Raw genomic sequence first — 23,731 nt, forward strand, 5'->3', positions numbered from 1 at the left:
CCCCGCGGATCGGTCCGGCTATCCCAGCCGCCGGGTCAGGGTCACCCTGGTCCTGGCGGACGCCATCGCGATCAGCGCCGCCAGCAGCGGCAGGCCGATGCCCACCACCAGCAGCGTCTGCCACGGCACGCTGAGGATGACGCCCAGCTTCTCGAACGGGACCCCGTTGAGCCCGACCTCACGCTCGGCGTCACGCCGCAGGCTTATCTGACTCGCCAGCGCGAGCCCGGGAACCAGCCCGGCGAGTAGTCCCAGGGGCACGCCGAACCCGGCGACGACCGTCGCCTGTCCCGTCGCCACCAGCCTGCGTGTCAGGGGACGTGCCCCGACCGCCGAGAGCGTGTCGAGGTCGGAACGGGCGTCGGCCGCAGCCAGCCCGGAGGCGGTGAGCGTTCCGCCGAGCACCACCAGCGAGGCGAGGCCCGCCATGACCCACATGATTCCGGTGACCCTGTCGGCTCTGTTCCGCCGGACCCCCCGCTCGGTCTCGACCGCGACGTTGGGGGTGACGGCGCGCACCGGCCCGCTGAGCCGCTGCTCCTGCTCCGGGGTCAGCCGGGCGACCGCCGGATCGACAAGCAGGTGGCTGAGCTTGGGGATGAACCCTGCCTTGGTGATCGCGGCGACCGGCAGCACACCGCGCACGTTGAACGGTCCCGGAACGGTGACCACCACCGCGGGCACAGCGAGGACCTGTTCCTTCTCCTGACTGCTGCCACGTGTCCAGGTTCGGAGACGGAGCCTGCCATCCCTGATCGCTTTCGGATTGAAGACCACAGCCTTCCCCTCCGCCAGCGCCGCCTCGGCCGCCCGGTCGGTGCGGCCCAGCAGGAGACGGAGCAAGTCCGGCCCGCCCGTGGGGATCTCGTTCAGCGGGCCCGTCGAGGTCATGCAGCGGCTGCATCTACCATCTCGCGCGTGGAAGTCCACCGTCCTGCCCTTGGCGTCGACAGGTCGGTAGGTCTCCACCAGCGGCACGCCGGGAAGCGTCCGATCGACGATCGGCCGGATCTCCTTCCAGGACTCCTCCGTCACGTCGTCGCCGTGGATCGCCGTGGTGCCCATCGGGTAGGCCGGCCGGTCGTACTCCTCCGACACCCGCTCGCTGCTGGCGAGGCCGACGGCGACCGTGCTGAACGCCGCCGCCGCGGCCAGCACCGCCACGACGGCGGGAGCCGTACGGCCGCGGTTGCGGGAGGCGTCACGGACGGCCAGCCGGAGGGGAAGCGGGAACCCTCCGGCCAGGCCTCCGATCCGCCGAATGAGCCAGGGCGTCACCATGACCAGGCCGAGCAGCCCGAGCACCGCGCCGAAAAGGATCACCGCGTCGGTCGACCGGACCCCGTAGACCATGGCCCCGACCCCCGCCGTCAGCAGGACCAGTCCGAGCAGCGGCCATCCGGTCCGGTCACGCGCTTCGGCCCGCCGGCCGGCGAGTGCCGCGACCGCGTCGGCCCGGGCGGCCTGTACGGCGGGCACCACGGCCGCCGCCACCCCGCTGACCACGGCGAGCGCCGCGACCAGCACGATCTGTCCGGAGGGAATCTCGAACGCCCCAAGACCACCGGCCGGCCAGATCCCCGCCCAGGCCACGATCCCCCTGGCGACGGCGATCCCGAGGGCGGCTCCCAGCACGGCGGCGGCCAGGCCCAGGGTCAGCCCGTCGGCCAGCACGACCAGCTTGAGGTGGCGGGCCGAGCCGCCCTGGGCGGTGATGAGCGCGAGCTCCCTGCGCCGGCGCCGCAGGCCGACGGCAAAGGCGGGTCCGGCCAGCAGCACGACCTCCAGCACGGCCAGGGTCACCCCCGACACGGCTGCCAGAACAGCGCTGCGCGTGCTGGTGGATCTCATCCCGGGCTCTTCGGCCGCCTGGTCCGGACCGCCTCCCACGGGCGGCGGGTTCTCCAGCACCGCCCGCGACAGCACGGTCACCCCCGCCTGGTTGAACCGGCGTGTCTCGGTCCAGGTGACCGGCGCCGGAGCGTCCAGCAACCAGGACTGCTCGGCGTCGATCACCCCCGAGTCGGGGTTCAGCGAGCCGGGCAGCCCGATGATCGCGCGCCTGCGGTCGCCTGGCTGCGAGACCACCGTTCCCACCACACGCTTGGGCACGTCGTCACGGGTGTAGCGGAGGGTCGAGCCCACGGCCGGCTCCATGGAGGCGGTGACGACCACCTCATCGGCGGCCTGCGGGTAGCGCCCCCGGACAAGCGGGAACATGACGCCCGCCATCGGGTCGCGCAGGTCCACCTCCAGGACCTGCGCGAAACCGTAGGCGGTCCCCGTCCAGTATTCCCCTGAGCCGCTGTTCATCGGGATGATCCGGCTGCCGGGTCCGGCCAGGGCCAGGATCTCCGCCCGGGACCGCGACGGCCCGCCGTCCTTTCGAGGTTGCCAGTCGTAGCCCGTCGTATCCTGCCTGATCGGCCCGGCGGCCCCGGTGTCCGTCAGCTTGGCGTCGGCCGCACCCAGGTCCATGGTCAGCCGCTCCTCCGGCCGGAGGTCCTCGGTCGCGGAGAAGGTGAGCACGGCAGTGATCGCGAGGACGGGCAGGCCGATCATCACGATGATGAGCGCGCTGCGTGCCTTCGCCCGGACGATGCTCCGGCGGGAGATCCGCAGTGCGGCGAGGAGGGCGCTCATGCCTCTCCTCCGCTCCGCGGCCCGGAGGCGGGGGTGCGTTCCGCGCTCAACCGGGCACTCTCCAGAGGCGTGGCGGTGGAGTCGGCGATCTCGCCGTCGCGCAGGAAGATCACCCGGTCGGCCCAGGCGGCGTAGCGGGGTTCGTGGGTGACGAGCAGCACGGTCGCCCCCGCGTCGCAGCGGGCGCGCAGCAGCTGGAGGATGTCGTCGCCGGTGGGGGTGTCGAGGGCGCCGGTGGGTTCGTCGGCCAGGATCAGCCGCCGCTCCCCGACCAGGGCGCGGGCGATCGCCACTCGCTGGCGCTGGCCGCCGGAGATCTCGTCGGGGAAGCGGCCGGCGACATCGGCCAGACCGACCTCGGCGAGGGCGTCCCCCGCCTCGCGGCGGGCCCGCCCGGCCCTGACGCCGTCCAGCTCGCGCGGGAGCATGACGTTCTCCGCTGCGGTCAGCGACGGGATCAGGTTGAGGTCCTGAAAGACGTAGCCGACATGGCGGCGGCGGAGCCCGGCGAGCCCTCCAGCGGTCATGCCGGAGAGCGGCGTGCCCGCCACCACGACCTCACCCGAGGTGGGCCGGTCCAGGCCGCCGACGAGGTTGAGCAGAGTGGATTTGCCCGACCCCGAGGGCCCCATCACCGCGACCAGCTCTCCTGCGGCGATGTCCAGGCTCACCTCCCGCAGCGCCGGTACGGCCTGCGGCCCGTCTCCGTGTACGCGGCTCACGTCCGTGAGCCGTACGACCGGATCGAAACTCATCTCTGCTTCTCCTGCGTCTGGGGGGAGGCCGTGAGCACGGCCTCGCAGTGGTCGAGCCAGCGCTGTTCGGCCTCGGCCTGGAAGATCATCGAGTCGAGCACCAGCCGCTGGGCCGGGTCCCCGACGCTCGCGCGCTTGGCGCGGACGAACTCCTGCAGCGTGCGCATGGTCGCGGTGCGCTGGGCCTGGATGATCGGCCGTACGTCCGCGGCGGCGGTGACCGCCATCGCGAGCTTGATGACCAGCTCGTCCCGAGGCCGGTCCGACGGAACGACGGGGGTGCGAAACCATCGCTCCATCTCGGCCAGACCGGCCTCGGTGATCGAGTAGACGACCCGGCCCTGCTCGTCCTGCTCGCCGGGGCTCACCAGGCCGTCGCGTTCCATCCGGGAGAGCGTCGTGTAGACCTGGCCGATGTTGAGTGGCCAGGCCGCCCCCGTCGACGCCTCGAACTCGGCACGCAACTGATAGCCGTAGCGGGGCCCCTGACTCAGCAGGGTGAGAATCCCATGTCGGATCGTCATGCATACCGAGTATGCATACTCAGTATGCCAGTTGCAAGAGATCTGCATATTCTGGACAGGTTCCGCCCTTGGGGCCGATACTCGGAGGATGAGCTCGACGCATCCCCCGTCCCGCGCCTCCGACGGGGATCGCGATCGTGCGATCAACGAGCTCCGTGACCGTGCTGTCGAGGGGCATCTGTCGCACGACACGTTCCTCGGCCGCGTCGACATGGCCCTGCGTGCGCGCAATCAGGGCGAACTCGACAACCTCGTCGCCGACCTGCCGCAACGCGGCCGGTTCCGCCGCGTGATCACCGAGGTCGTCGCCTCGGCCTCCGACTTCACCAAGCGGGTGGAGTCGGCCTGGCGGCGTCCCAGGCTGCCCAGGCTGGCACTGCCCGCCGACGACCGGACCCGCTATGTGGTGGGCCGGGGCTCCGCCTGCGACCTGGTCCTCGCCGACCTGACCGTCTCCCGGGTGCACGCCGAGCTCCGCCGCGACGAGGACGGCTGGACCCTCGTCGACCTCGGCTCGTTGAACGGCACCCGGCTGAACGACTGGCGCCTGGTCGGCCCGGCGAAGGTCCGGCCGGGCGACGTCGTCTCCTTCGGCGACTGCGGCTTCCTGATGATCACGCCTCAGCTGCTGTCATGACCGCACCCGGCCCTCCCAGGTCCGGTCACCTTCCTCAGTCGACCTGGGGCACCTCCGCCTCGGTCGCTCCGACCCCGGCCTCCCTGAGTTTCTCCGCGGTCAGGGTGTAGCGCATGGTCAGCACGATGCCGACCACCATCAGCAGCGCGGGCAGCAGCGTCGTGCCGTACAGCGCGGCCGTGGTCGCCGACTCGGGCTGCGCGACCGGGGTGGAGGGGTCGGACTCCACGAATCCGGTCGCACCGAGCAGCCAGCCGAGAATGAGCGCGCCGAACGCGAAGACCACGGTCTCGGCGGCGGTCCAGAGCCCGGTGAACACCCCGGCACGCCGCTTTCCGGTGACCAGCGTGTCGTGGACGATCACGTCCGAGAGCATCGAGAACTGCAGCAGCTGGAACCCCGCGTAACCGATGCCGACGAGAAGCACGCAGGCATGCGCGTACGCCGAGCCGAGCGGACCCGAGAAGGCCATCCCGACGGTGCCCACCGTGAACAGCGCCGACGACAGGATCATCGCCCCGCGCTTGTCATAACGCTTGGACAGCCAGACCCAGAGCGGCATGGTGATCAGCAACGGGCCGACGATGCCCAGGAAGAGCGTGGTGGTCGCCGCCGGATCACCGAGTGTGTAGGTGGCGAAGTACGGTGAGCCGGCCAGCATGATCCCGGCCGCGAGCATCTGGGCGCAGCTCAGACCGAGCAGCACCATGAACGTCCGGTTCGAGCGGGCGGCGGCGAACTGGGCACCGAGCGACGGCTCCGCCGCGGCTCGCGCGACCATCGGGGCGCGGGCCGTGCCGAAGAAGGCGGCGAGCATCGACAGCAGCAGCGCCGCGCCGACGACCAGCCCCATGGTCCGGTAACCGGAGACCTCGGTGCCCGCGATCATCGGCGCGATGGCCCCGGAGAGCAGGATCCCCAGACCGACGAAGACCATCTTCCACTGCAGCAGGGAGGAGCGCTCGTGGTAGTCGTCGGTCATCTCCGCCGGCATCGCCTTGTACGGCACCTCGTAGAAGGCGTAGGCCGTCGCGGTGAGGAAGTAGCAGAGGCCGACGTACAGCGCGGCGGACAGGCCGGTGAGCGGAGGGCCCATGAAGGTGAGCGTGAAGGTCACCGGCAGGGTGAGCGCGCCCAGCAGCATCCACGGGCGGCGGGCCCCGAAACGGGAGACCGTCCGGTCGGAGCGCTGGCCCACCCAGGGGTTGATGAACATGTCCCAGAGCTTGGGGAGGAAGGCCACCACCCCGGCGATCCAGGCGGGAACCGCCAGCACGTTCGTCATGTAGAAGAGCAGCAGCAACCCGGGGACGGTGGAGAAGGTCGCGGTGCAGATTGAGCCGACACCGTAGCCGAGGCGCACGCCGCGCGGCACGGTGACGACGGCGGGGGAGGGCGCCGGGGAGATCATGCCACATTCAATCGCAGCGAGTGACCGCTTGGTAGGCCCCGGAAACGTGAATATTTTTACCTTCCCCGCCGAGGGACCCCTTCGCTCCACGCGACCCAGTCGATCTTCGTATCGGTCGATGTCATGAATGTCCTGCTCAGATAGGTCAAAAAGGGACTTCTCAGGCTAGATCACCCCCCGACTTGGACCGGTGCATCACCGGCCCCAGACGCCTATGTGATCACTCTGGTTTACCTGGAGCTCACAATTAATGTCGGTAATTTACTGACAAAGCCGACCTGTCCCCGACAGAATGCGGAACCGTCCAGCGTCTCACCAACTGGAGGAACCGACATGCGCAGACCACTAGGGGCACTGCTGTGCCTCGGGAGCCTGGCGGCCCTCAGCACGCCGATCGCCACCGCGCACGCCGCCGCCCCCTTGGCCGAGTGCCGCGTGTACACGGCCAAGCCGTACGTCACCGCGACGGGACGGATCCAGGCCTCCGCCGCACGGCTGGGCTGCGACGACACCGCACTGGTCCGCATCCGCGTCAAGCGCGCCGTGGCCGGCACCGACCCGGTCGTCAAGAGCGCCTCCCTGCGCGGGACCAACGGGCGGGTGACCGTGAGGCTGGCATGCGCCCCCGGGGTCTACTACTCCGTCGTCACCGACTACCGGGGCAACGTCAGCCGTTCCAGGGCCGTCAGGCTCGCCTGCTCCCCCGCGGCCACCCCGACTCCGACCCCCACCTCCACCGCCCCGACCCCCGGCCCGGTCCCCACCCCGACGGCCCCCGGCACCACTGCCCCCGCACCTGAGGGGTCCGCCGTCTCCGAGGAGGTGGTGCGCCTGACCAACGCCGAGCGGCAGAAGGGCGGCTGTGCCCCGCTCGTCTCCGACCCCCAGCTGCGCTCGGCCGCGCAGGGCCACTCCGCCGACATGGCGGCCAGGAACTACTTCAGCCACACCTCGCCGGACGGCAGGGACATGACCGCCCGCATCAAGGCGAGCGGGTTCAGCCCGATGCGTGCCTGGGCGGAGAACATCACGATGCGCCAGCGCACCCCGGCCGAAGTGATGCAGAGCTGGATGGGCAGCGCCGGGCACCGCGCCAACATCATGAACTGCGCCTACACCCACCTCGGAGTGGGCGTGGCCAACAGCTCACGCGGCATCTACTGGACCCAGGACTTCGCCAAGCACTGAGCACCAGCTGGGACCGGATCCGGGCGGGCGCTCGGCCCGGCCGGCCCCGGCGTCCGGCCGGCCGTTCTCACCGGAACGGCCCGCGCCCCCACGACGGGAACTCGTCGCGGGGGCGCGGGCCGTACGGAGCGCCTGGAGCGGATGGCTCCTACTTGAGCCAGCTCATCATCGGGCGGAGCTTGGCACCGGTCTTCTCGATCGGGTGCTCGGCGAGCTCCTCGCGGTAGGCGGTGAACTTCTTCTGGCCGCTGTCGAACTCCTCCACCAGTTCCCTGGCGAACTCGCCGGACTGGATCTCGGCGAGGATGCGCTGCATCTCCTTCTTGGTCTCCGGCGTCACCACGCGCGGGCCGCGGGAGTAGCCGCCGTACTCGGCGGTGTCGGAGACCGACCAGTACATCTTGTGGATGCCGCCCTCGTACATCAGGTCGACGATCAGCTTCATCTCGTGCAGGCACTCGAAGTAGGCGACCTCGGGCTGGTAGCCCGCCTCGATCAGGGTCTCGAAACCGGCCTTGATCAGCTCGGACACGCCGCCGCAGAGCACGGCCTGCTCACCGAACAGGTCGGTCTCGGTCTCCTCCTTGAAGGTCGTCTTCAGCGCGCCGGCGCGGGTGCCGCCGATGCCCTTGGCATACGACAGGGCGAGGTCCATGGCGTTCCCGCTGGCGTCCTTCTCCACCGCGACGAGGCACGGCACGCCGCGGCCCGCGGTGTACTGGCGGCGCACGAGGTGACCGGGACCCTTGGGGGCGACCATGGCCACGTCCACGCCCTCCGGCGCCTCGATGAGGCCGTAGCGGATGTTCAGGCCGTGCCCGAAGAAGAGCGCGTCGCCCTCGACCAGGTTCGGGGCCACGTGGTCGGCGTACAGGTGGCGCTGGATGTGGTCCGGCGCGAGGATCATGGTCAGGTCGGCCTCTTCGACGGCCTCCGAGGGCGTGAGCACCCGCAGGCCGTCGGCTTCGGCCTTCTCCCGGCTCTTGGAACCCTCGGGCAGGCCGACCCGGACGTCCACACCCGAGTCGCGCAGCGAAAGCGCGTGGGCGTGGCCCTGGCTGCCGTATCCCAGAACGGCGACGTGCCGGCCCTGGATGATCGACAGGTCGGCCTGGTCGTCGTAGAAGATCTCAGTCACTTGCTTAACCTTTCGGGTTTCTCGGGTGCGTTACGCGGTCCGGTCCAGGGCCCGGAGAGAACGGTCGGTGATGGAACGGGCGCCGCGGCCGATGGCCACCATGCCCGACTGGACGAGCTCCTTGATGCCGAACGGCTCAAGGACCTTGATGAAGGCCTGCAGCTTGTCCGGCGTACCGGTGACCTCGATCGTCACCGCGTCCGAGGAGACGTCGACGCAGCGTGCCCGGAACAGGTTGACCAGCTCCAGCACGTTGGAGCGGTTCTCGGCGTCGGCGCGCACCTTGATCAGTGTGAGCTCGCGCTGCACCGACTGCGCCGGGTCGAGCTCCACGATCTTCAGTACGTTGACGAGCTTGTTCAGCTGCTTGGTGACCTGCTCCAGCGGCAGGTCGGCGACGCTGACCACGATGGTCATCCGGGAGATGTCCGCGTGCTCGGTCGGCCCGACCGCCAGCGAGTCGATGTTGAACCCCCTGCGGCTGAACAACGACGCGACGCGCGCGAGCACGCCGGGCTTGTTCTCCACCAGCACGGAGAGCGTGTGCCTGCTCATGCCTAGTCCTCGCTGTCCCAGACCGGCGCCATGTCGCGCGCGAACTTGATGTCATCGTTGCTGGTCCCGGCCGCGACCATCGGCCACACCATGGCGTCCTGGTGCACCACGAAGTCGACGACCACCGGCACGTCGTTGATCTCCATGGCCTTCTTGATCGTCGCGTCCACGTCCTCGGGGCGCTCGCATCGCAGGCCCACGCAACCGTAGGCCTCGGCGAGCTTGACGAAGTCGGGGATGCGGCGGACCGTCTGCAGGTCGGTGTTGGAGTAACGCTCGTTGTAGAACAACGTCTGCCACTGCCGGACCATGCCCAGGTTACCGTTGTTGATGATCGCGACCTTGATCGGCACGCCCTCGATCGTGCAGGTGGCGAGCTCCTGATTGGTCATCTGGAAGCAGCCGTCACCGTCGATGGCCCAGACCGTGGTGTCGGGCCGGCCCATCTTGGCACCCATCGCCGCCGGCAGCGAGAAGCCCATCGTGCCCGCGCCGCCGGAGTTGATGAACGTGCCGGGGTTCTCGTAACCGATGAACTGCGCGGCCCACATCTGGTGCTGGCCGACCCCCGCGGTGTAGATCGCGTCCGGGCCGACGATCGCTCCCAGCCGCTCCATCACGTACTGCGGGGCGAGGGAGCCGTCCTCGAACTCGGTGTAGCCCAGCGGGTAGGTCGCCTTGTAGGTGTTGAGCGCCGTCCACCACTCGGCGTAGTCGCCCTTGCGTCCCTCGCCGCGCACCGCGGTGATCAGGTCGGAGATGACCTCCTTGCAGTCGCCCACGATCGGGACGTCCGCGTGCCGGTTCTTGGAGATCTCCGCCGGGTCGATGTCCGCATGGACGATCTTCGCGTACGGCGCGAAGGTCGACAGGTCGCCGGTGACACGGTCGTCGAAGCGGACACCGAGTCCGATGATCAGGTCGGCCTTCTGCAGCGCGCCGACCGCCGACACCGAGCCGTGCATGCCGGGCATGCCCATGTGCTGCGGATGGCTGTCGGGGAAGGTGCCCCGCGCCATCAGGGTGGTGACCACCGGGATGCCGGTCAGCTCGGCGAACTCCAGCAACTGCGCCGACGCGCCGGCCCGGTGCACGCCACCGCCCACGTAGAGCACCGGCCTGCCGGCCTCGACGATGAGCTTGGCCGCCTCGCGGATCTGCTTGGAGTGCGGCCGGGTCACCGGCCGGTAGCCGGGCAGCTGCATGACGACCGGCCACTCGAAGGCCATCTTCGCCTGGAGCGCGTCCTTGGCGATGTCGACCAGCACCGGCCCCGGACGCCCGGTCGAGGCGATGTGGAATGCCTCCACGATCGTCCTGGGGATGTCGTTCGGGTCGGTGATCAGGAAGTTGTGCTTCGTGATCGGCATGGTGATGCCGGAGATGTCGGCTTCCTGGAAGGCGTCGGTGCCGATGGCGGCGCTGGCCACCTGACCGGTGATCGCGACCATCGGGACCGAGTCCATGTAGGCGTCGGCGATCGGGGTGACCAGGTTGGTCGCGCCGGGACCGCTGGTGGCCATGCAGACTCCGACCTTGCCGGTGGCCTGCGCATACCCCTGGGCCGCATGCCCCGCACCCTGCTCGTGCCGTACAAGCACGTGCCGGACCTTGGTCGAGTCGTAGAGCGGATCATAGGCGGGGAGAATCGCGCCGCCCGGGATCCCGAACACAGTGTCGACTCCGACGTGCTCCAGCGCCCTCACGAGGGCCTGGGCTCCTGTCATCTGTTCGGTCATCGGCTCGTTCCTTGTGGCTGAACATGCTTAATGGCATAAAAAATGCCCCATTCCGCTTGGTCGGCGGAGCTGGGGCGGCGCGCAGGTCGGAGTACTTCGCTCAGCGACCTGCGCGCCGGTGAAGTACTACGAGGATCCCACGGTCAATCTGCATGCCTCCACCTTGGCCGACGGAGTGGCCCCACGTCAAATTCATGGGACAGATATCTCAGAGTCCGAGATGTGAGGTCAGGCGTGCGTCCCCAGGCTGGAGAGGCTGGTGCGCATCAACGAGTCGACGCCGCGCGCGGCCATCGGGCGCGCCACCAGGAATCCCTGGCCTCGGGTGCAGCCCATCTCACGCAGCAACTCCAGCTGCTCGGGCCGCTCGATGCCCTCGGCGACCACGATCAGCCCCAGGTCGTGACCGAGCCGCACGATCGTACGGGTCAGCAGGGTCAGCGTCTCGTCGCAACCGAGCCCGGACACGAAGGAGGGGTCAATCTTGATCATGTCGACCGGGAGCTGCCGCAGCAGAGCCAGCGAGGCGTAACCGGTGCCGAAGTCGTCGATGGCCAGCCGTACTCCGAGGGTGCGCAACTCGGAGAGCCGGGTGATGGTCTGCTCGGCGTCCTCGACCAGCATCTCCTCGATGACCTCCAGGGTCAGCGCGCTGGGCGGCAGCCCGCTCTCGACCAGGGCGGACTCGACGGTCTCCACGAAACGCGGCGCCATGATCTGCCGGGCGGACAGGTTGAGCGAGAGCCCGATCTCCCATGCCGAGGCGCGCCAGGCGGCCACCTCCCGGCATGCCTCGCGCAGGATCCACTCGCTCAGCGGCACGATCAGGCCGGTGTCCTCCGCCGGGCCGAGAAACTGCTCGGGTGGTACGAACTCGTCCCCCTGGCACCAGCGCACCAGTGCCTCGACGGCGGTGACGCGCGAGGTGGCCAGGTCGACCACCGGCTGGTACTCGATCACGAACTGGTCTTCCAGCAGCGCCCGCTGCAGGTCGGCGGCGAGCTCCAGTCGCCGTACCACGTCGGCGTGCATGTGCGCGGCGAACACCTCGACCCTGCGCCCGCCCAGTTCCTTGGCCCTGGCCATCGCCACGTCGGCGTTACGGATCAGATCGGCGGAGGAGACGTCGTCGGCCGCGAAGGCCACCCCGACGCTCGCGGTCAGCGCGATGTCACGGTCGGCCACCCGGAACGGCTCGGATGAGACCGTGCGGACCAGTCGCTCGGCCAGGTCCACCGCGGTCTGGGCGTCGACCGCCTCAAGCAGCACCGCGAACTCGTCTCCACCCCAGCGCGCCAGGGTGTCGTCGGTCCGTATCGCGGCGCGGAGCCTGCGGGCCGCCTGGCCGAGCAGGTAGTCGCCGCTGGCGTGGCCGACCGAGTCGTTCACCGCGGTGAAACCGTCCAGGTCCAGAAAGACCACGGCGACGCTGTTCGCGCCGGGACGGCCGAGCACCTCGCGGGTGCGCTCCTCGAAGTAGGCCCGGTTGGGCAGGCCCGTCACGCCGTCATGGAAGGTCAGGTGGGCGACCTGGCTGCGCAGGGCCTCCTGGTCGCTGATGTCGCGGGTGGTGACGAGCAGCAGGCCCTCGCCGCGCACGTGCCGGGTGGCGACCGACTCGGCGGGGCGCCAGGTACCGTCGGAGGCTCGGACCCGGCAGGCGACCATGCACGCGCCAGGCCCCCCTTCGGCCTCCTCCTCCAGGCTCATCGCGCTCAGCGCCCCCTGGATTCCCGGCACGTCCTCGGGGTGGATGTAGTCGAAGATCTTCCCGCCGACCAGTTCCTCGGGGCGGTACCCGTAGGTGATCTCGACACCCTCGCCGATCTGCCGCATCACACCGTTGTAGTCGCAGAGCAGGACCACGTCGCCGGCGCTCTCCGCCAGGTCCTGCAACTGCCGCTCACCGAGATGGAGCAGGCTACGCAGCCGCCCGGTCTCCAGCAGCATCACGAACATGCGTACCAGCAGGACCGCGACGATCGACGCGCACACCGAGGCCAGCACCACCGGCGGCCCCTGCACCCCGCCGCCGATCACCTTCAGCAGCACGACGACGGCGGCCGCCGCGACCAGGAACAGCGGCACCGCCGCGATCAGCGAGGACGTGCTCTCGCGGAGAAAAGGCTCGTCGTCCTCGAGATCCGGCGGTCGCGCCGCGCGCCCGCTCCACGGGACCACGGCGAGCACCAGGAACGCGACGGGGGCCAGCCACACCCAGGTGAGCGACGGCGTGTCGCCGCTCACCCGAGCCAGCGCGGTGATCGTCTCGGAGGTCGCGACGGCGGCCAGCACGGCCAGCGCCGCCAGACCGACCGGCCAGGCCGACCGCCTGATCGGCACCACGGCGGGGCCCACGACGCAGGCGAGGATCAGGCAGAACAGGGGTGAGGCGAAGGTGACCGCGACGTCGCCCGCGTCGCCGGCGTCGCGGTAGACCGGCCCGACCAGCGTCACCCAGATGATCACCAGGATGGAGGCGGCGCACACGTAGGAGTCGGCGAGATCGCGCAGCAGGGCATACCCTCGGGCGGGCCTGACCGCCGACAGCGTGGTACCGACGGCGATCATGGCCGTACCGGCCAGGAGCACCAGGTCGGCGAAGGTCACCACGAACGGCGCGCCGTCCGCGATCGGCCGCACCCCCACCCCGAGCAGCCAGGTGACCGAGCCACCCGCCAGCCAGCGCCAGGCCAGCGCCCTGCGCCGGCCGATCACCCTGGAGGCCGCGGCGAACAGTGAACCCGCGGCGGCCGCCGCGGTGACGACGCCTGCCACCGCCTCGACGACCACGGCGGGAGCGCCGCTGACAAGAGCGGCAACGAGCCCCACCACGCCGACGGCGGCGGCGGTCAGCGGTACCCGGGGGTCACGCCAGCGGATCAATGTCGTCTGCCTATCGGTGTCGTTTCAGTGTGTTCTGCTCCCGCAGCATCCCTTAGTCACTGCGCTCGTGTCACCGGCGCGAGCGCGTCGTCCTTCGTCCTCGGCGCTCGTACCGGCACACGGCCAGTGTGGGCCGTCCGGCCCGCGCGAGGAGTGACAACGCCGTAGTCGTCACCGATCTGATAACCACGCGGGCGATGCAAATCGCTTCTGCAGACGGTACGCACCGTAGGTCACGAGGTAGCCACAGTCCGGATTCCTTTGCCGGTCAGTAGGAACCCGTGATCACGTTTTTGAGCGGCTCGCCCGCGAGGTAGCGCAGCAACTGGGAGCGGAGCAGCTTCAGCGTGCGCCGTACGGACGCCGGGCTGCTGCCCGCGACGTGCGGGGTGATGAGGACCCCCGGCGCACTCCACAGCGGGTGCCCCTCGGGCAGCGGCTCGGGATCGGTGACGTCGAGCGCGGCCAGGATCCGGCCGCTGCCCAGCTCGGCGACGAGAGCGGCGGTGTCGACCACCGATCCCCTGGCCGCGTTCACCAGGACGGCGCCGTCCTTCATCGCCGTCAGGAAACCGGCGTCCACCATGCCCGCGGTCTCAGGGGTGGACGGTACGAGCAGCACCACCACATCCGCCGCGGGCAGCAGGGCGGGCAGCTCGTCCATGCCGTGCACACCGGGCCTGGCGGTCCTGGCCACCCGGACGACGTCCACCTCGAAACCGTCGAGCCGTCGCTCCAGTGCCTCACCGATCGAGCCGTAGCCGACGATCAGGACCGTGGAGTCGGCCAGCACCCCGGTGTGGTGGTAGGTCCACTCCCCCTTCCGCTGCGCGTGGACGAACCCGGGGAACTCCCGAAGCACCGCGATCATGGCCCCCACCGCCCACTCGGCGGTACCCGCGTCGTGCACGCCCCGGGCGTTGCACAGCGTCACCCCCCCAGCCAGATGCGGCCGGTAGGCGTCGACACCCGCCGTGACGGTCTGCAGCAACCGCAGGCCGGTCATCCGGGCGAGCAGCTCGGCGAGACCCGCCACCGGCGTCAACGGCGGAATCCAGACCTCGACCTGCTCCGCCCCCTCCGGCACCGGCTCCGTGCCGTCGTAGACGACGCACTCCACTTCGGGCAGATCACACAGAACGTCGGCGGCGGCTTTCGAGGGGACCCAGATCTTCATCCCCGCATTATCCAACCGCGGTGCCCGTGAGCTACTACTCGTCCTCGCTTCCCTCACTCACACACTTCAGGTCGAGTTCGGGGCGGTAGACCGTGGTCGCCTTGACGCGCTTGATCTCCTTGCCGTTCTGCTTGAAGACGCGCCAGACATCGATGGTGAACCCCTGCTGGCCGACCATCGGGATGCAGTTGGGGCCGCTTTCGGTCACGCTCTTGAACGGGGTGACGTTGTAGCGCTCGGACGAGATCGACTCGATCTCGTACCGCTTGGTGCTCCAGAAGGCGACGGTGACCCCGTTGTTGTCGAAGGAGGTCTTCACCAGCACCCCGTACGGCGAGTCGTTCTTCCAGCGGAAGTCGGGCTCGGGCCAGGAGACCGTGGACTCGCGTCCGGCGGGGTAGCGAGAGATGTAGAACTCGTGTGCCATGTGCTGGACGTCCTCAAGGCCGCCGAAGAACACCGCGTTGTACATCGTGGTCACGAACTGGGAGATTCCACCACCGACCGAGTCGACCAGCCTGCCGCCCTGGATCATGGGGGCGGGGACGAAACCGCGGGCGGTGTCGCGCTGGCCGATGATGCCGTTGAGCGAGAAGGTCTCACCCGGCTTGACCAGGTAACCGTCCATCAGCTTGGCGAGCGCCCTGATGTTGGTCACCCGTGGCGGGCAGCACTCGTAGGGCGTGGTGAACTGGCTGATCCGCTCCTTGATGCCGAGCTTGCGCGCCTCGGCGTCGGACATCCGCGGCCGGACCGTGGCCATGGCCACCGGGATCGTCCGCTCTCCGTTGCGGGAGACCATCTCGGCCACGTCGGCGGCGAGCCGTTCGTCGTCGACGCCCTTCCCCTTGCGGCCGGGCACCAGTTTCGGCTTGCCCGCGACGATCTGGAACGTGGGGTCGCGCGGGGCCAGCGCCGGATCGACGAGCTTGTCCTCCACCGAGGCCACCGCGCTCCTGGCGTCGAACACCGGGCGCATACCACCGGAGCTGTCCGGCTCGAAGGACAGGTGCGCGGCGAGGGTCTCCACCGGCAACTGGACCTGCTTGCCGGAGAAGGTCAGGGTGACCGGTCCGGACAGGGCCTTGACCGCGTCGTTCGCGGCCTTCTTGACCGTCTCCGCGCCGACCTTGGGCTTGATCACCGAGACCGGGAGCCTGACCTCCTTCGCCGGACCGAGGAAGGCGCCCGTGATCGCGGCGACCGCGGCCTCCCTCTCCAGTTCCCTGCCGTCGCGGGGCGTCACGATGACGGGCTTGACGCCCTCGAACGTGACCGAGCCCTCGCGGACCTTGAGGTCGATCTTCTTGGCCAGGCCCGCGACCGCGGTCTTCATGGCCTCGGCGTCGGAGGAGAGCTTGGGCTCCAGCTCGGTGGTGCCGGTGAAGGCCCGCCACACCTCGGCGGGAGTGGGGAAGTCGCTGGGCGCCTGGTCGATGGTGGCGACCACGTTGAACCCCAGACCCGCCTTGCCCGGGTCGAATTCGTAGCGCTTGCCCGCGGCCAGGAGGGTCATCTCCTCCGAGGCCTCACCCGTCAGACGGTCTCTGAGCTTGTCGGCCGCCTCGGTGGCGGTCAGGCCGCCGATCTCGACACCCCGCACCGTGGTGCCCGGCAGCATCTTGCCGGACATGACGACCGCGGGCACCGCATAGGCGAGACCGGCGACGAACAGCACGGCGAGGATGATCAGGACGATCCTGCGGCCCTTGCGCCGGCCCGGGGAGGGCTCCTCGTAACGGAGGCCGCTGGGCTGCGGGAACCCGCCGTCGCCGCCGGGGACGAGCGAGGGCTCGTCTCGTCGGAACGAGGGCTCGGGCGGAGCCGCCATCTGCCAGGGCTGCGGAGGCTGTGCCACGGGCGGAAGCGCCGTCGCCCCGCGGGCCGGTGCGGCGGGACCGCCAAAGCCGGTGGGGCCGAAGATATCGGGCGAGACTCCCGGGGGAAGGCGTGAGCCGTCCTTGGAACGGCCGCCCGGTGCTCCCGGAGGAAGATGTGGATCACGGGCGCCGGGCGGGACGGGACGCGAGGGAAGCGGCATCGCCTCAAAGGGGTCCGTCGGCGGGTCCACAGACGCTCCGGCGTTCCGCACGGCCTCCGTCTCCTCCTGCTTCGCAGCCTCCACCTCCCGCAACCCTAAACCACACCGGTCAACCAACACCCAAAAATAAATAACAAATCAACCAGTCCAGCGGTAGCGGTGTTCGGGCCGACCAGCGGTGCCGTACTTCGGACGGAGCTCCGCCTGACCCGCCGCGCACAGGTGCTCCAGGTACCGGCGGGCGCTGACTCTGGAGAGGCCGGTCATCACCGCCGCCTCGGCCGCCGACATGTCGGTGTCGCTCTTCCTGAGCGCGGCGGCCACCAGGGTGCACGTGGTGGCCGACAACCCCTTGGGCAGCGGCAGCGGGACTCCCTTGACCGTGCCGAAGAACTGGTCGACCTCGTCCTGGTGCGCCTCGTCCCCGAGGGTGGCGAGCCTCCGGTGCATCTCGGCGTACTGTCCGAGGCGGTCGCCGAGGGCGCGGGCGGTGAAAGGTTTGATCAGGTAGTTGACCGCACCGCCGCGCATGGCCGCCCGGACCGTGGCCACGTCACGCGCGGCGGTGATCACCAGGATGTCCACCGGGTGCGAGGCGCCCCTGAGCGTCATGAGTACGTCGAGTCCCGACATGTCCGGCAGATAGATGTCGAGCAGTACCAGGTCGGGCCGGTGCGTCCTGACCGACTCGATGGCGGCACTCCCGGTGTGCACGACGTCGGCGACCGTGAAGCCGGACAGCCTGGCGACATAGCCGCCGTGGATCCTGGCCACCATGAAGTCGTCGTCCACCACCAGTACCCGGATCTCCTCCGCGTGCCCGTCCCCGGTCATCTCCGCACCTGCCCTTCCTCGGGCTCACCCGGGCCGGTGGGCTCACCCGTGGGGAGGAGCGCGGTGAAGACGGCACCGCCCGCGTTGTGCACCCGTACCCAGCCACCCCGGCGCGAGCACGTCTGGCGGGTCAGCGCCAGCCCCAGGCCCCGTGGCCCGGCATGGGCCACCTTGGTGGTGAAGCCCTCCAGGAACACCTCGTGGACCAGGCTCGGGGTGATTCCAGGACCGGAGTCGCCGACCCGGATGTGCAACCCGTCCGCCTCGGTACGGACCGAGACCTCCACCGTTCCCCCACTCTCCTGCAGCGCGTCGAGGGCGTTGGCGACCAGGTTGCCGACGACCAGGACCGCGTCGTGCGGATCACCGATCATGCCCTCCTCCACCCGAGAGTCGTCGGACAGCACCAGGGTCGCGCCCCGCTCGGCAGCCTCCGCCGCCTTCGCCAGCAGCAGCGCGGCCAGCGTCGGGTCGGCGATCTTCTCCCGCACGCCCGAGGCGTGCCTGCTGTAGGCCTCGGTGGTCTGGGTGATGTAACTGACGGCCGTCTCGTACTCGCCGAGCTCCAGCAGGCCGACCACGGTGTGCATCCGGTTGGCGAACTCATGGGCCTGTGCGCGCAGTGCTCCGGTCGTGGTGCTGGCCTGGTCGAGTTCGCGCGCCAGTCGTACCAGCTCGGTCCGATCCCGCAGGGTGACCACCCAGCCGCTCTGCCGATCCCGCACCGCCACCGGGGTCCGGTTGAGCACCAGCACCCGGTCACAGTGGAGTACCACCCGGTCGTCACCGGGGTCCGCGCCGCCCAGCACGTCCCGCATCCGGTCGGAAAGCCGCATCTCCCCCAGGCTCCGGCCGACGTCGTGCTGGGAGAGGCCGAGCAGGTCGCGTGCCGCGTCGTTGACCAGCGTCACCCGGCCCGCCAGATCAAGGGCGAGCACCCCCTCCTTGACGCCGTGCAACACACCCTCACGCTGTTCGAGCAGGGCCGCGATCTCCGCCGGTTCCAGGCCGAACGTCTGACGGCGGACCCTCCGGGCGATCAACGCGGCGGCGGCCGATCCGGCGGCCAGGACCCCGAGCACGGTCCAGAACAGCGGCGGGAGCGCCGCGCTGAGCTGGTCGGCGACGGTCTCCTCCAGGATCCCGACCGAGGCCAGGCCGATGACCTTCCCCGCGGAGTCGAAGATCGGCGCCTTGCCTCGCACCGAGCGGCCGAGCGTTCCCGTCTGGATGCCGGTCCAGGGCTGCCCGTCCGTCATGACCTGCGAGCCGTCGGTGGACAGCCGCTTGCCGATCAGGGCCGTGTTGGGGTGGGCGTAGCGGATCTGGTTCCGGTTGGCGATCACCACGTAGTCGGCGCCGGTGGCCGCCTGCACCCCGACCGCGATCGGCTGCAGGATCAGTTCGGGCCGCGCCTTGCCGAACGCCTCGCGTACCTGGGGAAGCCCCGCCACGGACTCGGCGATCGCCAGGGCGCGCTGCTGGTACTGCCAGTCCAGCAGCTCACGGGTGTGCTCCATCCAGACGCCCGCCGTACCGCCGACCGCGAGAAACACGATCACCGTCTGCAGCACGAAAAGCTGGGTGCCGAGCGAGGCGTTGACCAAGCGTCGCACGAGTTGACTCCCTTGTCAGGGAAGATCGATGAAAGCAGTCCGAGATAACGGCGAGGTCGCGGGGACGTGTGACCAATATGACCGATACGACGGCAAACACGCAAAGGATCGACACGGCGACCGGCTGCGGTCACCATCCTCCCCACGCTCTGTTCATGTTGTTGGGAGTTCGACCATGCGTCTTCGGAGATTCGCCACCCTCGCGGTGCTGTCCCTCGCCGCCCTCACCGCCTGCGGTTCCGGTGGGAGCTCGGGTACCAGCGCACTGAGAATCATGGCCCCGGCCTCACCGGGAGGCGGCTGGGACCAGACCTCCCGCGTCGCGGGAGAGGCGTTGAAGTCCGCGGCCCCGTCCCGCAAGGTCGAGGTCTACAACGTGCCAGGCGCGGGAGGCACCATCGGCCTCGCCCAGCTCGCGGGCGAGAAGGGCAACGGCAATCTGCTGATGACCATGGGCCTGGTGATGGTCGGCGCGGTGGAGCAGAACAAGTCGAAGGTCACCCTGGCCGACACCACGCCCATCGCGAAGCTGACCGAGGAGTACGAGATCGTCGTGGTTCCCGCAGGGTCGCCCTACAAGACGCTGGCCGACCTGACGGCGGCCTGGAAGGCGGACCCCGCGAAGGTCGCCATCGCGGGTGGCTCCGCCGGGGGTACCGACCACATCGTGGCGGGCCTGATGGCCAAGGCCGCGGGCATCGACCCCAAGCAGGTCAACTACATCGCCCACTCCGGCGGCGGCGAGGCGCTCAACGCGCTGCTCGGTGAGAAGGTCGCGGCCGGGATCTCCGGCATCGGCGAGTTCGCCGAGCACGTGAAGTCCGGCAAGCTGCGCGCCCTCGGTGTCAGCTCGCCCGCCCGGCTCGACAATGTGGACGCCCCGACCCTCAAGGAGGGCGGCCTGGACGTGGAGCTGGCCAACTGGCGAGGCTTCGTCGCGCCCGGCGGGCTGGACGACGGGGCGAAGAAGGAGCTCACCGAGCTGGTCACCACGATGCACGACTCGCCGGCCTGGAAGGACGCGGTGATCAAGAACGGCTGGGCCGACGTCTTCCAGACCGGTCAGCCGTTCGCCGACTTCCTCGCGGCGGAGCAGACCAAGGTCAAGGCGGTCATCGCGGAGATGGGCCTCGTCTCCTGATGTCGTCCGCGAAAGACCCGTCCGGCACCGGACGCGAACCCGTCGCCGTCGCCCGCGCCGACGACGGCGGTATCGACCATGAGACCGGCGCGCATCCTCGCCCGGCCTCCGAGACCGGTGCCGGCTGGTCGTGGCGGCGGCCCGAGCTGGGGCTGGCGGTGCTGGTCCTCGCGCTGGGGGCGTTCGTGATCGTCGGCACCGCGGACGTGGCCGCCGCGGGCTCCTCCTTCGGTCTCGGCCCCCGGTTCTTCCCTGCCCTGGTCGGGGCGGCGATGTTGCTGATCGGGTCGTTCTACGTGATCGACGTGCTCAGGGGGGGCCACGGCGATCCCGAGGACGCCGAGGACGCCGACTCCGGCGCGCGGGCGGACTGGCGTACCGTCGCGCTGGTCAGCGTGATCTTCCTGGCCTTCGCCGGACTGCTCGACCTGCTCGGCTGGATCATCGCGGGCGCGCTGCTCTTCTTCGGCCTGTCCGTGACACTCGGCGCCCCCCACCGGCTGCGCGCGGGCGTCGTCGCGATCCTGCTGTCCACCGCCACCTACCTGGCCTTCGTCAAAGGGCTCGGCGTGACGCTGCCGGCCGGGCTGCTGTCCGGGGTGATCTGAGTGGACTCGTTCCAGTTGCTGCTGGAGGGCTTCGCGACCGCCCTCACCCCGGTCAACCTGCTGTACGCGCTGGTGGGCGTCACGCTGGGCACGCTGGTGGGCGTGCTGCCCGGCATCGGCCCGGCCATGACCGTGGCGCTGCTGCTGCCGATCACCTTCACCGTCCCTCCGGCCAGCGCGTTCATCATGTTCGCGGGCATCTACTACGGCGGCATGTACGGCGGGTCGACCACCTCGATCCTGCTCAACACGCCCGGCGAGAGCTCCTCGATGATCACCGCGCTGGAGGGCAACAAGATGGCCAAGCGGGGCCGGGCCGCCCAGGCGCTGGCGACCGCCGCGATCGGCTCGTTCGTCGCGGGCACCATCGCCACCGCGCTACTGGTCGTCGCGGCCCCCCTGGTGGTGGACTTCGCCATCTCCTTCGGCCCCGAGGACTACTTCGCACTGGCCCTGCTGGCCTTCACGGCCGTCTCGTCCGTGCTGTCCCGCTCCGTGGTACGGGGGCTGGCGTCCCTGGGCCTCGGCCTGGTCATCGGGCTCATCGGCATCGACCAGCAGACCGGCCAGGCCCGGCTGACGCTGGGCGTGCCGCAACTGCTCGACGGCATCGACGTGGTGATAGTCGCGGTCGGCCTGTTCGCCGTGGGCGAGGTGCTCTACGTCGCCTCCCGGCTGCGGCACGGCCCGCCGGAGGTGATCCCGGTCGGCCGGGCGTTCCTCGGCCACTCCGACTGGTCGCGTTCCTGGCGGCCCTGGCTGCGCGGCACCGCACTCGGCTTCCCCTTCGGCGCGCTGCCCGGCGGCGGAGCGGAGATCCCGACGTTCCTGTCGTACTCGATCGAGAAACGCCTGGCGCGCGGGATCGCCCGCGAGGAGTACGGCAAGGGCGCCATCGAGGGCGTCGCGGGCCCCGAGGCCGCCAACAACGCCTCGGCGGCGGGCACGCTGGTCCCGCTGCTCACCCTGGGCCTGCCCACCTCCGCGACGGCCGCGATCCTGCTGGCGGCCTTCCAGCAGTACGGGCTGCAGCCGGGACCGCAGCTGTTCGACCACAACCCGGCACTGGTCTGGGGCATGATCGCCTCACTGTTCGTGGGCAACACCATGCTGCTGGTGCTCAACCTGCCGCTGGCCCCGCTCTGGGCCCGGGTGCTGCACATCCCCCGCCCCTACCTCTACTCGGGGATCGCGCTGTTCGCGGCGCTCGGCGTCTACGCGCTGAACTCCTCCTGGGTGGAGCTGGTCATCCTCTATCTCCTGGGCCTGCTCGGTTTCGCGATGCGCCGGTTCGGCCTGCCGGTCGCCCCCGCGGTGATCGGTCTGATCCTGGGCCCGATGGCCGAGATCCAGCTCCGCCGGGCTCTGGCCATCGGCGCGGGCGACGTGACGGTCCTGGTCAGAAGCCCGATCGCGGCGACGCTGCTGGTCGTGGCGGTGCTGGCGCTGTTCACCCCGCTCATCAGGAAGGCGGCCGCCCGCCGCGGCGCCTGACCGGATGACGGCCGCCCGGCCGTGGGGAGCCGGGCGGCCGAGTCTGTCGTCCCCGCTATCCCCGCAGGGTGTCGACGTTCAAGCTGTCCGCGCCCAGGCCGTCCTCCCTGGCCAGGTAGCTGCACGAGACCCATCCCGTGGTACCCGCCGGCAACCCCGAGGCCGATCTGCCGCCCAGCCGGAAGTTGCACCAGCCGCTCGTCGAGTTCGGATTCAGCACCTGCCCGTAATCGCCGTAATAGAGATAGCCGATAACCGTCGACCCTCCGGCGCTGGCCCGCAGGCGCACCCCGTTCGCGACGACCACGGCATCCACCGCCGGGAGCGCCGACAGGACGGAAAGCCTGTTCACGGGGGCTGCCTGGGCGGGAACCGCCGCGACGGCCATTCCCGCCGCGGCCGTCAACGTCGCGGCGGCGAATGCCAGGAACCTTCTCATTTTTCGTGCTCTCCGAATGTGAGGTCAGGTCATACCAGAGTGAATGACGGGACTGCAGTGATCACTTTGCAAGCCATCAAGAATTTCGTCAATACCTGTTGAATTTCAGAAATATGAATTACCACATGAAAAATCCCCGCCGATCGCCGGACGCTTTTCTTCGCGTTTCCCGGATTCAGGGGGACGGGGACCGCTTCGACGGGCCGAGCCGCGCGGAGAGGCCGCCCGGTCCCGCGGATCGTCCGGAGGCGGCCACGACGGTCAGGAACCTCCGAGCCCGAACACAACCAGGGCACAAGTGACCCGCAAGTAGTCATTCCTAGATTTCTCCGCAAGGCCGGGGCCAAGAACGAGGACCCGGTGACCGGTTCCCGATCCTGGGAGCGAAAGACCAGCGGGGGTCGCGACGACGCGGCCGAGAGGAGTGATCATGTCGAAGATCACGATTGACGACCTGCCCTTCGAGGGCGCCGAGCTGACCGAGGCCCAGCTGGGCGAGGTCGACGGCGGCCAGAAGTGGTCCGTCAGCGCCTGGAAGAAGAACCTGCCGTGCGAGTGGTGGCAGTACTAGGCCGAACACACGACCGCTGATCCGATACGACCGTGCCGCCTCACGCGGCCGAGAGGAGTGATCGATCATGTCGAAAATCACGATTGACGACCTGCCCTTCGAGGGCGCCGAGCTGACCGAGGCCCAGCTGGGCGAGGTCGCCGGCGGCCAGATGGGCAGGTGGGTGCTGACCTACGACGGGGCGGGGCCCTGCCGCCGCGAGTGGGTCGACAGCTGATCAAGCCACCCCGCCGGTACCGGGAGGCTGTCTCGCCGTAGGACGGGCCGCGCCCCCGGTCGGCGTACTGGATCGAACACGGCGCGGCGGGCCGGGAAGCCGGTTCCGCCGCGCCTA

The 23,731-nt window shown here is 69.8% G+C and carries 19 protein-coding genes and 1 pseudogene; 7 read left to right on the forward strand and 13 right to left on the reverse strand.

What is annotated here, in order from left to right; translation table 11 throughout:
- Positions 1–18: 18 nt before the first annotated feature.
- Genes IG98_RS0119120 through IG98_RS0119130 form a run of 3 tightly spaced genes read right to left on the reverse strand, consistent with a single transcriptional unit; the run spans position 19 to position 3,922 of the window.
- Positions 19–2,643 (reverse strand): FtsX-like permease family protein, encoded by a 2,625-nt coding sequence (locus tag IG98_RS0119120; protein WP_030913651.1) that lies wholly within the window; start codon positions 2,641–2,643, stop codon positions 19–21.
- Positions 2,640–3,398 carry an ABC transporter ATP-binding protein gene (locus IG98_RS0119125; protein ID WP_051752439.1) on the reverse strand — a complete coding sequence of 253 codons (759 nt, stop codon included), beginning with the start codon at positions 3,396–3,398 and terminating at the stop codon, positions 2,640–2,642. Before IG98_RS0119125 ends, IG98_RS0119120 begins: the two co-directional genes overlap by 4 nt.
- Positions 3,395–3,922, reverse strand: a complete 528-nt coding sequence (locus IG98_RS0119130) for a PadR family transcriptional regulator (protein WP_030913654.1) — start codon at positions 3,920–3,922, stop codon at positions 3,395–3,397. The genes IG98_RS0119125 and IG98_RS0119130 overlap by 4 nt, the downstream gene beginning before the upstream one ends.
- A gap of 88 nt (positions 3,923–4,010) precedes the next feature.
- On the opposite strand from IG98_RS0119130, the gene IG98_RS0119135 reads away from it, so the two are divergent.
- Positions 4,011–4,559 (forward strand): FHA domain-containing protein, encoded by a 549-nt coding sequence (locus IG98_RS0119135; RefSeq protein ID WP_030913657.1) that lies wholly within the window; start codon positions 4,011–4,013, stop codon positions 4,557–4,559.
- Between the two features lie 34 nt (positions 4,560–4,593).
- Here the strand turns inward: IG98_RS0119135 and IG98_RS0119140 are convergent, their stop codons facing one another.
- Positions 4,594–5,970, reverse strand: coding sequence for an MFS transporter (locus IG98_RS0119140; protein ID WP_051752441.1), 1,377 nt, complete (start codon positions 5,968–5,970; stop codon positions 4,594–4,596).
- A 333-nt stretch (positions 5,971–6,303) separates the two neighbouring features.
- Between IG98_RS0119140 and IG98_RS53385 the strand changes: the two genes are divergently transcribed.
- Positions 6,304–7,158: a CAP domain-containing protein gene (locus IG98_RS53385; protein WP_051752442.1), complete on the forward strand. Its 855-nt coding sequence runs from the start codon at positions 6,304–6,306 to the stop codon at positions 7,156–7,158.
- Between the two features lie 148 nt (positions 7,159–7,306).
- On the opposite strand, the gene ilvC is transcribed toward IG98_RS53385, so the two are convergent.
- From ilvC to IG98_RS0119185, 8 genes and pseudogenes are all read right to left on the reverse strand, one after another.
- Positions 7,307–8,287: a ketol-acid reductoisomerase gene (gene ilvC, locus IG98_RS0119150; RefSeq protein WP_030913661.1), complete on the reverse strand. Its 981-nt coding sequence runs from the start codon at positions 8,285–8,287 to the stop codon at positions 7,307–7,309.
- Between the two features lie 39 nt (positions 8,288–8,326).
- Positions 8,327–8,851: an acetolactate synthase small subunit gene (gene ilvN, locus IG98_RS0119155; RefSeq protein WP_030913663.1), complete on the reverse strand. Its 525-nt coding sequence runs from the start codon at positions 8,849–8,851 to the stop codon at positions 8,327–8,329.
- A 2-nt stretch (positions 8,852–8,853) separates the two neighbouring features.
- Positions 8,854–10,593: pseudogene (locus tag IG98_RS0119160) on the reverse strand (acetolactate synthase large subunit); the annotation flags it as partial.
- A 225-nt stretch (positions 10,594–10,818) separates the two neighbouring features.
- On the reverse strand, positions 10,819–13,476 hold the full coding sequence (locus tag IG98_RS0119165; protein ID WP_245651626.1) for a putative bifunctional diguanylate cyclase/phosphodiesterase: 2,658 nt from the start codon (positions 13,474–13,476) through the stop codon (positions 10,819–10,821).
- Between the two features lie 268 nt (positions 13,477–13,744).
- Positions 13,745–14,653 carry a 2-hydroxyacid dehydrogenase gene (locus tag IG98_RS0119170; RefSeq protein ID WP_030913667.1) on the reverse strand — a complete coding sequence of 303 codons (909 nt, stop codon included), beginning with the start codon at positions 14,651–14,653 and terminating at the stop codon, positions 13,745–13,747.
- 34 nt (positions 14,654–14,687) lie between these two features.
- Positions 14,688–16,511 (reverse strand): VanW family protein, encoded by a 1,824-nt coding sequence (locus tag IG98_RS0119175; RefSeq protein ID WP_030913670.1) that lies wholly within the window; start codon positions 16,509–16,511, stop codon positions 14,688–14,690.
- A gap of 321 nt (positions 16,512–16,832) precedes the next feature.
- Positions 16,833–17,528 carry a response regulator gene (locus IG98_RS0119180; RefSeq protein WP_030913671.1) on the reverse strand — a complete coding sequence of 232 codons (696 nt, stop codon included), beginning with the start codon at positions 17,526–17,528 and terminating at the stop codon, positions 16,833–16,835.
- Positions 17,525–19,144, reverse strand: coding sequence for an ATP-binding protein (locus IG98_RS0119185; RefSeq protein ID WP_030913673.1), 1,620 nt, complete (start codon positions 19,142–19,144; stop codon positions 17,525–17,527). The genes IG98_RS0119180 and IG98_RS0119185 overlap by 4 nt, the downstream gene beginning before the upstream one ends.
- A gap of 175 nt (positions 19,145–19,319) precedes the next feature.
- Between IG98_RS0119185 and IG98_RS0119190 the strand changes: the two genes are divergently transcribed.
- The 3 genes from IG98_RS0119190 to IG98_RS0119200 are packed head-to-tail and all read left to right on the forward strand — an operon-like array spanning position 19,320 to position 22,387.
- A complete protein-coding gene (locus tag IG98_RS0119190) occupies positions 19,320–20,285 on the forward strand; it encodes a Bug family tripartite tricarboxylate transporter substrate binding protein (RefSeq protein WP_030913675.1) in 966 nt (321 codons plus the stop codon).
- Positions 20,285–20,893, forward strand: coding sequence for a tripartite tricarboxylate transporter TctB family protein (locus IG98_RS0119195; RefSeq protein WP_084195486.1), 609 nt, complete (start codon positions 20,285–20,287; stop codon positions 20,891–20,893). Before IG98_RS0119190 ends, IG98_RS0119195 begins: the two co-directional genes overlap by 1 nt.
- Positions 20,894–22,387: a tripartite tricarboxylate transporter permease gene (locus IG98_RS0119200; protein ID WP_030913679.1), complete on the forward strand. Its 1,494-nt coding sequence runs from the start codon at positions 20,894–20,896 to the stop codon at positions 22,385–22,387.
- Positions 22,388–22,442: 55 nt separating this feature from the next.
- On the opposite strand, the gene IG98_RS47040 is transcribed toward IG98_RS0119200, so the two are convergent.
- Positions 22,443–22,826 carry an SH3 domain-containing protein gene (locus tag IG98_RS47040; RefSeq protein WP_051752444.1) on the reverse strand — a complete coding sequence of 128 codons (384 nt, stop codon included), beginning with the start codon at positions 22,824–22,826 and terminating at the stop codon, positions 22,443–22,445.
- A 430-nt stretch (positions 22,827–23,256) separates the two neighbouring features.
- Between IG98_RS47040 and IG98_RS48815 the strand changes: the two genes are divergently transcribed.
- Together IG98_RS48815 and IG98_RS48820 are read left to right on the forward strand one after the other, a co-directional pair.
- Positions 23,257–23,397 (forward strand): putative ATP-grasp target RiPP, encoded by a 141-nt coding sequence (locus IG98_RS48815; protein WP_084195487.1) that lies wholly within the window; start codon positions 23,257–23,259, stop codon positions 23,395–23,397.
- Between the two features lie 67 nt (positions 23,398–23,464).
- Entirely contained in the window at positions 23,465–23,614 is a 150-nt protein-coding gene (locus IG98_RS48820; RefSeq protein WP_084195488.1) for a putative ATP-grasp target RiPP, read from the forward strand.
- Positions 23,615–23,731 lie beyond the last annotated feature (117 nt).

The organism is Streptosporangium amethystogenes, from assembly GCF_000721075.1.
Taxonomy (GTDB): Bacteria; Actinomycetota; Actinomycetes; order Streptosporangiales; family Streptosporangiaceae; genus Streptosporangium; species Streptosporangium amethystogenes.